This window comes from Peribacillus sp. Aquil_B1, from assembly GCF_022603275.1.
In the GTDB taxonomy this organism is placed as follows: domain Bacteria; phylum Bacillota; class Bacilli; order Bacillales; family DSM-1321; genus Peribacillus.
On record NZ_JAKXEE010000002.1, the window covers coordinates 896758 to 910271 of the forward strand.

The window sequence follows — 13514 nt, forward strand, 5'->3', positions numbered from 1 at the left end:
ACAGAATGAGGGTAAAGGGCTGGGGAAAAATAATATATACGATCATACTAATGATCATCAGCAGGATGCTGAAGGCATTTATTCTATCTCTCCACATACTCACCTTTGGTCAACTCCTTTTCCACAAGCGTAAGGTACATTTTCATCGCAAACTTCTTCCGGTACTGCTTGTTCGGCTTTTAGGAAGCACTCCCCCCACAGTCAAAGCGAACATCAGCAAAAATAGAGTTACTTTCTTCATCCAACGTTTCTCTAAGTTATAATGGCTTTGTGCCTATTTTGTATTATTTTCATTTTTCGTTAGTAAGTAAGCGACTGATAATTTATAATTATAAGATTGAACCCGCTAAACAGCCATGTAGCCAAAATGATAAATCCATAAAAATAATTTAAATATTCAGACTTTTTAAGGGGTATGAAGTGAATGATCTATAAAACTTTCAAGGTTGTATTAAGAGCCTTGCACAAAGGCCAAACCGAGGAATTCGCTTATGTTTTTGAAGGGAAAAGCTTGCTTATCGGCCGTGCAAGCCAGCACTCCAAAGCTGATTTCAGGCTTTACAATGACTTTGTTTCCAGGGAACATTGCCGGATTTATATGGAAGATGGACAGCTCCTCATTGAGGATTTGGCAAGCAAACACGGTACCTCGGTGAACCAGATCCCACTCGCACCGGGCAATTCCTGTCACATTGAACCGGGGGATTCGATTACTTTGGTTAATGGATTGATTGAATTCATGATCTCCATCGACAACGATTTAACACGGGATTTCACTCCGGTGAACCCAGATTTCCAGCAAACCGTCACTATCAATGAGCACCTTCAGACCGTGATCATCAATGAAGAAGCACCCATTAAAATGCCGACAAAGGAATTCAATTGCTTTAAGCTGCTTTATGAAAATTTGGACAACCTTATTTCAAAGGAAGAGATTGTCCAGCAAGTATGGCCAGAAAGAGTCGGTGATCCCGAGCAAATCGTGACGGCAGAAGAAATCGCTTCACTCCTGTACCGGGTGCGGAAACGGATAAATGGACACTTCGCAATAAAAGCCGTCATTCAAAAAGGATATTATATGGAATCCATCCATTCATTCAATCTATCGGACTTATAATGACAATCATTCGAAGACATGAAAAAAAGCATTGCTGATAACAATGCTTTTTTTTCACGTTTATATCGAGGATGGCAAGCAGGTATCCACCCGTTCCATTCCATTATCATTTCTTTGGCAAGTCCAGATTAGTGAATTCATCCACTGGAACGATGTCTTCTTCCATATCCATTACCTTTAGCACAACCCGGTCTCCTACATTCGTCAACACAATATCTGATAGCGCGTTAACACCAGGGTCCACCGAGAACCGTTTGGCATTGCCTTCGACGATTAAATGGAATACGTATCCATTTGAGAGATTGGCATCATTGATCCTTAGTACCTTCCCCTTTATTTCTTTCATCTCAAAGCCTTTTTGAGGCGTCACACCGCTGACTTTCCCTAAAGAGGCAATCAGTTTTTTATAATTGCGGAAAGCTTCGTCTTTCGTTTTCCCAAAGACCACTTGGGGATTATCGCTATTGGCGTACACGATCGCCACACCTTGGAACTTGCTGCCCTTTGTAACCGGAATGACATAAGTGGGAGCACCGTAAATCGTATAGAAAATTCCATTAGTGGCTTTCCAGCCTGGATACTTAGACAAAAACTCACTCGCATTGGCGTTGGACTTTGCTTCCTTTCCAGTCAGAACGGACGTGACGCCTTTATAGTACGTCATTTCACCGGTCTTGGCATTGAAAACACCATAACCTACAAGGGTTTTGGAGTTGCCTTTTGATTTAGCCCGGGTAAAGTCCACTACATAAATCAATTCGCCTTTTTCGTTAAACGTAACTTGCATATTATCTTCATTAGGAATCAGGACATCTTTTTTCGGCCCAATCAGGGACTGGTTTTTCCACCCGTGAACATATTTTCCCCAGTAGGTCCAATATTCCAGGGCTGTTTCCAATGTGAATGTCCGATCTACCCATTTAGGCTCTTTTCCTTTTGGATAGTAGTTCGTGTCCCCCGTTTCCGGATTCACCAATACCACCCCGTCCACTACGGGACCGCTGCGGTATTTCAAATAATGTCCGACTGAAGCCACGAAGAAGGGCTTCCCATCTTCGTTCGGTTCCAAATATGAATCATGGATGATCTTATTCGGGTACGCCTTGCGGATGGTCCTTTCCAAATCATGATCGAGGTACTGTGAAGGAGCATACAGCATCTTCCCTTTGACAGTACTTGCCCCTTTATCCGTCGATACGGCGGAAATCAGATTATAACCTGGCGTGTATTCCGCTTTCCCGGCTTTCAAAAACCCATCCATTTCAATGGGTGAAGTATAGGCCAATTCATCATTGATATTGGTTAGACGGTATTCCCCTTCAGTGAAATATGATGCATTTTCTATTTTATTAATCGCTGCATCGCCTTTTGCGTCAGCCATTTTCACTGTAACAAGCGGCATGGTTTTTATATCTTGAACTTCTTCCAGCTCTTTTTTCTTATCAACCTTCGCCAATCCATGCAGATCTGCGGCAAAAGTGAGCGGGTAAAACAGCATGATGACCCATGCTAATATCAAAACGACACCAATCAAACTGTTGAAATGTACGTTCCAAGGTGTTTTTGGCTGCTTTGCCGCTTCGTTTCCCCTCCGATTCCGTCGGTTACTTGAAGATTCACTGGCACTGTACATATACATTCTTGAATCGATGATGAGAATGAGCCCTAGAATAATGGCAAAACACGAAAAAAATGCAGCGGCAGTAAGATCCAGCAGCATGATATCGATAACGAAAAACAATACGGCAGCAGAAACTAAAAGTCTCAGAACTTGTTCAATGAAAAAAGGTATATCCTTTTTGGTGATTGCGTTTATCCATCTCTGCGGTATCAAGGAAAGTCCCAGTATGGCAAATGGGATTTTCATTAAAATTCCTTTTAAGATGAAACCGAGTAGTGAAAGTATCATGGTTTTAAAAATCTCTCCTTGTCATGTATGTTCCCATTTACCCATTTTATCACTTTTGTACAACTAATTTACTATTTTTTAAATATATCGAAATAACGTCAAAAAACTTTCAATACAATTTACACCAAAGATGCTACTTTTACCGATTTAATGTTTATATAGAATCTAGAAAAGGATGGAAGTCAAAGGGGACGAAGCCTTATGATTTATGAAGAAGCCTACCAATACCTATTAAGGAATGTATCTTCCACTGAATTCAATACGTGTTTGAATGCGTGATTGGGGCGGGGTCATCCAGAGTCCGCTTTCTTATGATGGCCCAAGGAGTCGGAACGACAGAAAAGTACTTTCGGCAGATCGTCAATAAATTCACCGCACCACAAGGACATTAAAAAAGTGTTTGTCTCTTCATTACCTAACCCGGCTATTATATGTTATCCAAGTGAACGAATCCCGTTCTCTTTTTTAGCTTGTAACGAAAGCCTGTGAATTGAAGAATGACGATTGTTGTTTGGTGATTGTCCCATTGATTTCTCCTCTGAATTCGTGTGTTTCATTTGGATCTTGTGGAAAAGCCAACTTGGTCATTAAGTTTTTGACAGCAGGCCATATAACCCCTGGAAGGGCAATGACATTTATCAGGAGTTATTCTAAGCGTCTTAGTATGGGTCTGTATAAAGGAACTGAAAAATGTTCTGATCATCAGTATGAATACGGTATTGAATGTGACAGGCCGCTATACGGTAAAAGAAATGGGCCTCCATTTAGAATGGAAAGCCCTATGACCTGTTATGGTATTAATAATATTTTCCCCGAACTCTTCCGGCTTTCAAGAAGTCTATGCGCATCCGCTCCATTTTCCAACGAAAAAAGAGTCGGATCTTTGACGAGGATTTTCCCTGACAGAATACATTGGAATAGCTCAGCTGTTCTTCTTGTCCGTTCTTCATGGGTGGTCAGGACGTTCCAAAGGTCTCCGCCAATTAATGCCTTCGATGTATCCATTAACATTCTCGGGTCGATTTTTTCTGGATCACCGCCTGCCATCCCAAAAAATACGACAGTTCCTCCAGTCTTGGTCGCACTGAAACTATCCATCAAGGTTTGGCCCACTGATTCATAAACAACATCAACGCCTTTACCGCCGGTTATATCCTCAATGGAATCCACCCAGTCCGATTCGTAAAGGAAAACATGATCCGCACCCATTTGCTTGGCAACAGCCGCTTTATCATTTGATGAGGTCAAGCCAATGACCTGACCGCCCTTCATCCTGATCATCTGTGTCAGTAATTGGCCGACTCCCCCTGCAGCGGCATGGACCAGAATGGTTTCCCCTTGTTTAACTGGATGGCTGTCATGAGTTAAATATTGGGCAGTCAATCCTTGAAGTAAAATGGAAGCGGCCGTTTCAAAGGAAATGCCCTCAGGCAACGGTAACAGTTTATCAGCTGGAACTGAAACCAGCTCTGCGTTGGCATGGGGAACGTCAGCGAACCCGACGCGATCACCCACTTTCACATGATGGACATCTTCCCCGACATATTCAATGACCCCTGCTCCTTCATACCCTAGAATGAATGGGGGATCACCCACCAAATGATAATTTCCTTTCCTTCTATATATATCAGCAAAATTCAATCCGATTGCTTTCATTCGAACAATCACGGCTGATTTTGAATGTTCAGGTTCTGCAATTTCCCTTACAGACAGAACTTCCGGCCCGCCGAAATCATCAAAGACAAGTGCTTTCATCATCCTGACTCCCTTCAATAGTTCTTCATTCTTAAAGATATAGGATGAACCATTTGATGGCAAGAAACATAAATGACCGCCCTGCCATTAAAGGCTAGAGCGGTCATAAGTTTATTCAATCTGTATTGGAGCCAGGACCGTTCTTTCGTTTATTCGCAGAGTATTCTTTACCGTGGGCTTCATGTTCTGCAATGATATTCGCTTTCGGAATATGATTATTCTTTTTCGGTGAAGCGATACGGTTGCGATGTTTTTTTCCCATGATCTATCTCCCCTTCATTATTGCTTTTTAAGTAGAACTGTTTCATGCATCTAACGTTAGCTTGTCCGATTACCACCGAAAATACCGGAAAAATAGGCACTTCATAATAAAGGAAAAGCCTTCGTGAAACCCGAATAGATAGAAAACTGATATAGGAGGAGAAAAAAGATGTTTCCTTTATTAAATACGGAAAGGTTACGCTTACGGGAAATTCATGAAAGTGATGCGGAAGCTCTTTTCCAATGTCTATCAAAAGATGAAGTCACCCGCTTTTATGGCCAGGACTCATTGGAAAATGTCGAACAGGCGAAGGATATTGTAGCATCTTTTGCGAAAAACCATCGGGAAAAACGAGCGATACGATGGGGAATTGAAAGAAAAGATACGCAGGAATTGATTGGCACCATCGGTTTTCATGCCCACAGTCCCAAATACAGACGGGCGGAAATCGGTTATGAAATTCATCCTGCACATTGGCGCAAAGGATTTGTGTCAGAAGCTCTTAAAGAAATTATCGCTTACGGTTTCAACGACCTTGATTTAACCCGCATCGGCGCGGTCGTTTTTCTGGAAAACCAGCCATCAAGTGCGCTCTTGCTTAAGCTAGGCTTCATCCAGGAAGGAATATTAAGGAGTTATATTTACCAAAACGGCATCCCTCATGATACATATGTCTATTCCTTACTGAAGTGAAACAAAAAAATCTCCATTGAAGAAATTTGAAAAATCCCTTCCGATAACTGCCTGGCGAGTCCCCGCTTAATGCTTGCTTTGATGAGGCTTGTCGGCAGTTGGCGAAAGGGTGTGGATTTTCGAAATCCGGCCGGAACTTAGATTCCGCCCTTAACAGAACACACGTTCCTTATTCTATTTACTTATTAGAATGTGATAAAACAGTAAATAAATTACCTTAATATTCCAAATTACCTACAAAAAAAAGTCACCAAAACATGGCGACTCTCACTTCACGATTTAGAGATAGTCCTTCAACGCCTGCTGCAGTGTACCCTTTGTTTCTGCTTTATTATCGAGCTGAATCCCTGAACGGATCATTTTCGTAACAACCTCTGGGCGTAATCCAGTCACTACAGCTTTACACCCCATCATTGCCGTTCCATCGAGGATTTTCATCAAATCAGTGATCATTTCAACTTCCATTTCGATGATACCGGACATATCCAAGATCAAGGTCTGTATCCGCAGTTTACCTATCTCCATCAAAACCTTTTCTTCAATTATCTGTATTCGTGAATAATCGATTGTCCCGATTAACGGAAGGACACAGGTGGTGGAAGTGACGGGAATGATCGGAACGGATAGATTTTCCACCAAGTTTTGCTGAGCGAGAATCAATTTGTCTTTGTAATCGGAGTAACTGACAAAAAAGGATTTAAGAAAAACATCAACACTTTCATTCACTTTTTTCTCTAATTCAAAAAAGACCTTGGAATCCTCCATAAACGCTTTCTTATCTTGTTCAAATTTATAAAGAAAGGTCCAAAGCGTTCTGCGAAGGGCTTGAATCCATTCCAGCTTGAATGAAAGCGTCAAGGAGTGGGTTGCCCAAGTTACTCCCTCTTTTTCGGCAAAAGCAATCATATCCGTTTCATTATGTTCCACTATATATCGAATGAGCTTATGTGCATTATTCAAAAGGTCGACATTTCCAATCAGTAAAATTTCTTCGATTTTATCCCTGACATTGACCGCTGCTGATAAAAGATATTCTTCAAACTCACTTTTATTCTGCAAAAGGAATTCCATTATTTTATCTTCATCATAAACAAAACTCACTCTTCTCCACTCCCTTTTTGAACATACAACTGTGATTTTTGTTACTATTTACTTTCTATATGGGTAGAGTTTTTTCCTGCAAATTGCTCATATATTAAAAAGTTGTCAAGTAAATGGGGTAAAGCCGGTTAGATTTCATCTCCTGAAAAAACATTTTTCGATGCGGAAGAGAAAATCAGATGTGTGGACGATTTCCCATATTTAATGGCTTCATCGACGAAGTCTTCCAGCGTTTCCATGGAAAATGTACTTATTTTAATCAAATAACTGTATTGACCGGCTAACCGGTGGCATTCCAGTACTTCCGGGTGGTTCAAGCTAAATTGATAAAAGTCTTTGCAACGATCCGTTTCGAATAATATGAATGCTGTTATGCTTCTATCAAGTTTTTCAAGGGATATTTCGGTTTTATATCCTTTTATCACTCCGCTTTCCTCTAATTTATTCACACGTTCTTTCGTTGCTGGAGCCGTTAAGGAAACTTCATGTGCCAGTTCTTTCATGGACATACGTCCATTATTCTCAAGCAAGGAAAGTATCTTTTTGTCCGTTCGATCCATTTCAATCACTCCCACTTTTTATTATTAATAAAATTTACCTAAACACATTATAAAATAAATAGAAATGAAATGATTACGTAATTTATCTTATGTATTAGGGAATTTGCTTTTTATATAATAAATACAAATATAAATAAGGGGGATGCGCGATGAAAAAAGTATTGATGCTGCTATCCAATGGATTCGAAGCGGTTGAAGCGAGTGTGTTTACAGATGTATTGGGCTGGAATAAATTAGAGGGTGATGGTACGACTGATCTGGTTACGGTGGGACTTCATGAACAATTGACATGCACATGGAATTTCATCGTGCAGCCCGAATTGACCCTCGATCAAGTGAACCTTGATGACTTCGATGCTTTGGCCATTCCAGGAGGTTTTGAAGAAGCCGGTTTCTATGAGGATGCCTATGATCAGAGGTTTCTTGATGTGATCAAGCATTTTCATGATAAGAACAAAATCATAGCAACCATTTGTGTAGGTTCTCTCCCACTAGGAAAAAGCGGGATTTTGAACGGAAGAAAAGCCACTACGTACAACCATCCAACCAGTAAGAGACAGGGCCAACTAAAAGATTTCGGTGCGATTGTGGTGAATGAACCGATTGTCGTCACGGACAATATCATTACATCCTACAATCCTTCCACAGCATTCGATGTTGCCTTTACGCTCTTGGAAATGCTCACTTCAAAAGATAATTGTAAACATGTGAAAGAATTGATGGGTTTCCATTAAGAATGTCTTATACAATTTGGATGTTGATTTCCGCAGGCAGACGGCGGAAAGGATTTCTGATATCAACTGAACCCTTATTAAAGGAAAATACTGCAGGCAAACTCGTTTTCTACGAGTTCGTCTGCAGTCAGGGGTTCCGAATGAATTCGGAACCCTTTTCACATTACTTCCAATAAGCCAATGAACGGGTTTTCATGGATTCACGGAACTGTTTTGTTGATTCTGGCAGGACTTTATTCGTTGCATAATCGATGATGACACCATGCTGGCGTATGACATCGAGACTATCCAGCTCGCCATTGGCGAATTTATCTTCCACGCTTTGCATGTTCTCCTCAAGCCATTGTTTGCGGTTGTTTCTGATATAAGACCTAGCTTGTTTCGTTGCTTCCAGATCTATTTCGAATAAATCGAGATCTTTATCGATTTCCTTGATCACGACTCCATAATCTTTTTTAGCTCGCTCAATTGAAACATACTCATCGATAACATCTTCCAAAACAGCTTCGGGACATCTTTCAAGCGGATCTCCCAGTCCCCCGCCCCCAGCGGATGGACGCACAAAGGAATCTCCTTGCTGCACTTTTACATTTGAGAAAATTGCACCTAAATATCGTTCGTCTTCCTTGCCCGGATTCAGCCATGCTCCATGTGGGGAAGAAGGAAGCCCGCCAAAAATCCCCCATGTTATTGAACGGGAACGATCACAGCAATAAGACATCACCGTGTTTTTGACATTGGTGAGTGTACCGCCCTTTTCTACACCGCAACCGCCGCGGTATTTACCCGGTCCGGCAGAGTCGGTAATGATTTCATGCTTCATCGTCACGACTGGCGACAATCTCTCTTGCCCTTCGCAGGGCTGTACGCTGAGTCCCAAACCGAATGTCGGCGAAGTGGCGTTCACACCGTCCCGATCATAGCGGCCTCCATGACCGCCTGCCATCCAGTCGTACCACATGAAGTATTTATCCTGCTCCTGGCGTTGATCCCAACCGCCGATAAGTAAATACTCCAGGTTAAATGAGCATGCGATCGCTCTTTCCGGCATGATGTTGGACCAGAGTTCGAAGCACGCACTCATGATTTTTTCATAGGCCCCTGAACAAAAACCGGTTACGGCAATCGGTGCCGGGGCATTGACTACGGAGTTTTCCGGCAGTTCGATTTTCACCACTCTGTAAAAGCCGGAGTTCAGGGGTATTTCTGGAAAGAATGTCTTGGTTCCTGAGTATGCCGCTGATAAAGATGCCCCGAAACCAGCATTCAAAAAACAGCCGATATAAGAATGCGATCCAGAAAGATCATAAAGGATTTCGTCATCCGTGATGGTCATCTTAACCCGAATCGGAATCAGACCGTCTCCGGCTTCCGGGTCCATATCAATATAATCGACGGTCTCCCAGGTTCCATTCGGTAAAGACGCAACCTTGGCCCGGGCCAGGCGCTCCACATAATTCTGCACTTCCGCAAAGGCGGACAAAGTCGTATCGATTCCATACTTCTCGATGATGGCAAACAACTGGCGCTCGCCTACCTTGGCCGCTTCCACTTGAGCACGCAAATCTCCAACACGTTCTTCAGGGACGCGCATGTTCAAAGCGAGCACATTGACCACATCTTTTAAAAATGTTCCTTTACTATAAATCCTAAGCGGCGGAATCCTTACCCCCTCGCCGAAATGTTCCTTGGCATTGATATCAAAGGAGCCAGGTGTCGATCCCCCCATATCGGCCCAGTGGCCATTCGTCTGCATGAACGCAATGAGCTTGTTCTCATGGAAGACAGGCAAGAGGACCCGTGTGTCATTGAAATGAGTGCCGCCTCGATACGGATCATTGACCAAGAATACGTCCCCAGGATGGATATCACCCTTGAAGTCCTCTATTACCGCCTTTGCCGTTAGATGCAATGTTCCTACATGGACCGAAATATCCTGCGTCCCTTGCATGACTGTATTTCCTTCTGCATCACAAAGAGCACAGCTGAAATCCCGATTATAAATGACGAAGGAATAGCATGTCCGAAGGATTTGTTCCGCCATCTGATCTACAAGGTTAACGAAGCCATTTTTTATCACTTCAAATGTCACCGGATCTAAACCTGTTTCAACTCCAGATTGGTCAACTAACTGTTTATTCGACAATGAAATCCACCTCTTTTTATTTATTTTGGGAAAGAATCAAGTTTCTGTATTTATCAACTTTTGCCGTGAAATTTGGTGGTATGACAGTCGTTGTATCAAGCTGATCCACTATGGCAGGGCCCGTGATTTCAGAAAAGGCCGGAATGAGTTCCCGGTTATAGACGTTCGTATTTACATATCCCTCTTCTTCAAAATAGACATCACGCGTTTCCTTCAAGGCATCGGCAAGTGTGCCTCCAGGTTCATAAGTCGGGAATTCAGGTTTTGGCACAGTCCCGATAGCCGTAACGAGCAGCCCGTAAATTTCCACGGTCTGTTCTTTATCGGAGAAAGAAAATTCGCGTTCATGCTCTTGATGGAAACGGTCAAGGGTCTCTTCCAATGAAGAAATCGGGCAATCGACTTCTATCGCCAATGAACGCCACTGTCCCATATACCTCATGTCAATATATCTCATCAATGTGGAAGCTTCTTTAGCGACCCCTTCTTCTTGCAATAACTCTGCGGCCTCTTTTTCCATTCCGATGAATTCTTTCTCTAAATCCTTTAACGATACATCCTTGACGTTCTTGACATAGGTTTTGGATATATCATGACGAACATCAACCAACAGGCATCCCATTGCGGCGGCTACTCCCGGATGCGGCGGGATGATGACGGTCGGGATTTCCATTTCCTTGGCCAAGTACGCTCCATGTAGGGGTCCAGCCCCGCCGAAAGCCACAAGTGCAAAGTCGCGCGGGTCGTATCCCCGTCTGACTGAAATCAGCCTTAGGGCATCACACATATTGGCATTGGCCACCCGTGTGATGGCGTTCGCCGCTTCTTCAATCGTATAATCGAATTTCTTGGCGATCTTATCCACGACTTCAATCGCTTTTTGTTTATCCAGTTCCATTTGTCCATCCAATAGTTTGGTGCCAAGTCGTCCCAAGACAATATTGGCATCGGAATTGGTCGGTTCCACCCCACCCCTGCTATAGCAAGCAGGTCCAGGAACCGCCCCTGCACTTTGAGGGCCATTACGTAAAGAACCGCCTTCATCCACCCAAGCTAAGCTTCCGCCTCCTGCTCCAATCGTCAAGATTTCAATACTTGGGAACCCGATCGGATATCCATACTCGATATACCAATCTTTCGTAATTCGTAAATCACCATCATGCATCAAGGAAATATCGGTGCTCGTCCCCCCCATATCCAGCCCAATGGCATTATTAAAACCGCAAAGCTGGGCGATATGTTTACTGGCAATCGCACCTGCAGCAATGCCGGAGCTTGCAAGTCTTGCTGCATAACGGGGAACGGTCTGGGATGTCATTACCCCTCCGCCGGAGTGAAGCACTAATATGTCATCTTCATATCCCCGTTTAGTCATTTCACCTTCAAGGGTTTTAATATAGTTGCTGACAGTCGGTCCTAAAACCGCATTGACAATCGTCGTACTCATGCGCTCATGTTCAAAAATCTCAGGAAGGACTTCACTTGAAATGCATATATAAACATCCGGGAGTTCCTCCTGGATGATTCGTTTCACTTTCGCCTCATTGCTTCCATTTACATATGAGTTCATGAAGCAAACCGCAATCGATTCGGTACCGCGCCTTTTTAATTTCCGTGCCAGTGACCGTACTTCCTCTTCATTGATTTCCGTCAAGACATTCCCGGCAAAGTCGATGCGTTCTTCCACTTCAAAACGGTCTCTTCTTTGGATATACGGTTTGGCTACATCATCATATGTATCCCATAACTCAAGCTTGGTTCCTCGGCGGATTTCCGATACATCCCGAAATCCAGCGGATGTAATCAATGCTGTCTTTGGCAATTTCCTTTCAATCAAGGCATTGGTGCCCACAGTTGTACCATGGGAAAAAACTTTAATACTTTCACAATCTATTTCCGCTTTCGCAATTCCATCCAAAATACCGATCTCTGGATTCAAAGGAGTCGACGACGTTTTCGTAATGGAAATTTCCTTCGTACTTTCATCAAAAACGAACACATCCGTAAAAGTTCCGCCTACATCAATTGCCAGCCTAGTTTGCTTCGTACCTATCATATAACTCCCACCCCTGCTACAAGATTTAATATACTTTATACCTTTTGACATTACCTTGCGCCCATTGCACCGATTAATAGAACTGTGTGAAAGAGTATCAGCCAGCCGCTGGATTTTCTTAGGCCAAAAACGGAACAAGATGAATGATGAAATAAAAAAAACCAGTCATATCAATAAGAAATAATTGATATAACTGGTTTTTGATTTAGGTCTAGCTTCGCTGGACGGCGAAGTCTATTAGATTCGACAGTTATTTATAGATTCATCTTTTAAGTCACCGAGTCCATTTTAAGCGATGTCAGAGTAGAATTTCTAGAAAAAACTACCTGTTTACACCATGGCTATATACTTTATCTTACGTCAATTCATGATAAAGTCAAGGGTATTTTTGGAATATTTAAATAACTATAGCTTGAGAATTAAGAGTGGGATTTATTACAAAAATAAGTAAGCATAACTGTTTCGCTATGCTTACACAATAATATTATTTATCAGGTGTTTCCGATGTGCCTTCCTCACTGTTTTTGAGGTAAACTTCAGAAATTCCATTCATACCTTCCGATAGTTGTGCTTTGGTATATTCCATACTGCCAACCAGTTTATGAAGCTTATTATCGTTATTCTGTTCTGTAAGTTTAGATTCTGAATCAGTCACATTTTTTCACCTCCATCATTTAGGATGGCAAATCAAGATGGAAATATGTATGAAAGGCTTCGATGATAGACACCCTCTTACAGTTCATTTTAGGTAAATAATGGGATAACCCATTGGAATCCGTACTTCAAATAAGCAGGAAAAGATTATTTTATGAATCTTTTTTAAAAAATCAGCTGTTTTCAAGCCACTAAAGGGATATACTATAGGATAGCATTTATTACATTTTTGTTAGTATTTTTTCTTGTCACACATTGTGTAATATTTTACAAGTTTTTCTATTTACATCAACAAAATGCTTATTGCAAAGGAGAATTGGATATGTCAGAAACGATTACCCAATCACAAACTGAACAACTTAATGCCCGCCAAAAACAATTAGATGTACTGGATCAATTATTAAAGCCTGAGGTTCAGGAATCATTGAACACTTTAGTTGAGCAGTTACCAAAACTGACTGAGTTAGTGAATATTTTAACAAAGTCATATGATTTCGCTCAATCGGTTGCGACTGATGATGTCTTGA

The 13514-nt window shown here is 42.1% G+C and carries 11 protein-coding genes and 1 pseudogene; 4 read left to right on the forward strand and 8 right to left on the reverse strand.

The genetic code is table 11. From position 1 onward, the window contains the following. The first annotated feature begins 424 nt into the window (after positions 1–424). Positions 425–1117, forward strand: a complete 693-nt coding sequence (locus MPH60_RS18075; RefSeq protein WP_241591349.1) for an FHA domain-containing protein — start codon at positions 425–427, stop codon at positions 1115–1117. Between the two features lie 106 nt (positions 1118–1223). On the opposite strand, the gene MPH60_RS18080 is transcribed toward MPH60_RS18075, so the two are convergent. The 3 genes from MPH60_RS18080 to MPH60_RS18090 form a co-directional block, all read right to left on the reverse strand. Next, positions 1224–3026, reverse strand: a complete 1803-nt coding sequence (locus MPH60_RS18080; RefSeq protein WP_241591345.1) for a hypothetical protein — start codon at positions 3024–3026, stop codon at positions 1224–1226. Between the two features lie 789 nt (positions 3027–3815). Further along, positions 3816–4781 carry a quinone oxidoreductase family protein gene (locus tag MPH60_RS18085; protein WP_241591343.1) on the reverse strand — a complete coding sequence of 322 codons (966 nt, stop codon included), beginning with the start codon at positions 4779–4781 and terminating at the stop codon, positions 3816–3818. 115 nt (positions 4782–4896) lie between these two features. After that, positions 4897–5043 carry a hypothetical protein gene (locus MPH60_RS18090; RefSeq protein WP_241591341.1) on the reverse strand — a complete coding sequence of 49 codons (147 nt, stop codon included), beginning with the start codon at positions 5041–5043 and terminating at the stop codon, positions 4897–4899. A 168-nt stretch (positions 5044–5211) separates the two neighbouring features. Between MPH60_RS18090 and MPH60_RS18095 the strand changes: the two genes are divergently transcribed. After that, complete coding sequence (locus MPH60_RS18095) at positions 5212–5736, forward strand: GNAT family N-acetyltransferase (RefSeq protein WP_241591339.1); 525 nt, start codon at positions 5212–5214, stop codon at positions 5734–5736. Positions 5737–6015: 279 nt separating this feature from the next. Here the strand turns inward: MPH60_RS18095 and MPH60_RS18100 are convergent, their stop codons facing one another. Both MPH60_RS18100 and MPH60_RS18105 read right to left on the reverse strand, forming a co-directional pair. After that, positions 6016–6837 carry an STAS domain-containing protein gene (locus MPH60_RS18100; RefSeq protein WP_241591336.1) on the reverse strand — a complete coding sequence of 274 codons (822 nt, stop codon included), beginning with the start codon at positions 6835–6837 and terminating at the stop codon, positions 6016–6018. 128 nt (positions 6838–6965) lie between these two features. Further along, positions 6966–7397 carry an Lrp/AsnC family transcriptional regulator gene (locus tag MPH60_RS18105; RefSeq protein ID WP_101224419.1) on the reverse strand — a complete coding sequence of 144 codons (432 nt, stop codon included), beginning with the start codon at positions 7395–7397 and terminating at the stop codon, positions 6966–6968. Between the two features lie 149 nt (positions 7398–7546). On the opposite strand from MPH60_RS18105, the gene MPH60_RS18110 reads away from it, so the two are divergent. Then, positions 7547–8131, forward strand: coding sequence for a DJ-1/PfpI family protein (locus MPH60_RS18110; protein ID WP_241591334.1), 585 nt, complete (start codon positions 7547–7549; stop codon positions 8129–8131). A 163-nt stretch (positions 8132–8294) separates the two neighbouring features. On the opposite strand, the gene MPH60_RS18115 is transcribed toward MPH60_RS18110, so the two are convergent. The 3 genes from MPH60_RS18115 to MPH60_RS18125 all read right to left on the reverse strand — a co-directional run bounded on the left by MPH60_RS18115 (position 8295) and on the right by MPH60_RS18125 (position 12988). Beyond that, positions 8295–10277 (reverse strand): hydantoinase B/oxoprolinase family protein, encoded by a 1983-nt coding sequence (locus MPH60_RS18115; protein WP_241591332.1) that lies wholly within the window; start codon positions 10275–10277, stop codon positions 8295–8297. A gap of 16 nt (positions 10278–10293) precedes the next feature. Beyond that, complete coding sequence (locus MPH60_RS18120; RefSeq protein ID WP_241591330.1) at positions 10294–12333, reverse strand: hydantoinase/oxoprolinase family protein; 2040 nt, start codon at positions 12331–12333, stop codon at positions 10294–10296. A 484-nt stretch (positions 12334–12817) separates the two neighbouring features. Beyond that, positions 12818–12988 carry a hypothetical protein gene (locus MPH60_RS18125; protein WP_241591327.1) on the reverse strand — a complete coding sequence of 57 codons (171 nt, stop codon included), beginning with the start codon at positions 12986–12988 and terminating at the stop codon, positions 12818–12820. Positions 12989–13309: 321 nt separating this feature from the next. Between MPH60_RS18125 and MPH60_RS18130 the strand changes: the two are divergent. Next, positions 13310–13514, forward strand: a pseudogene (locus MPH60_RS18130) (DUF1641 domain-containing protein); the annotation flags it as partial.

Coding starts and splice junctions, on each gene's coding strand:
- MPH60_RS18075 (WP_241591349.1), top strand. CDS start 425: ATGATCTATAAAACTTTCAAGGTTGTATTAAGAGCCTTGCACAAAGGC.
- MPH60_RS18080 (WP_241591345.1), bottom strand. CDS start 3,026: ATGATACTTTCACTACTCGGTTTCATCTTAAAAGGAATTTTAATGAAA.
- MPH60_RS18085 (WP_241591343.1), bottom strand. CDS start 4,781: ATGAAAGCACTTGTCTTTGATGATTTCGGCGGGCCGGAAGTTCTGTCT.
- MPH60_RS18090 (WP_241591341.1), bottom strand. CDS start 5,043: ATGGGAAAAAAACATCGCAACCGTATCGCTTCACCGAAAAAGAATAAT.
- MPH60_RS18095 (WP_241591339.1), top strand. CDS start 5,212: ATGTTTCCTTTATTAAATACGGAAAGGTTACGCTTACGGGAAATTCAT.
- MPH60_RS18105 (WP_101224419.1), bottom strand. CDS start 7,397: ATGGATCGAACGGACAAAAAGATACTTTCCTTGCTTGAGAATAATGGA.
- MPH60_RS18110 (WP_241591334.1), top strand. CDS start 7,547: ATGAAAAAAGTATTGATGCTGCTATCCAATGGATTCGAAGCGGTTGAA.
- MPH60_RS18120 (WP_241591330.1), bottom strand. CDS start 12,333: ATGATAGGTACGAAGCAAACTAGGCTGGCAATTGATGTAGGCGGAACT.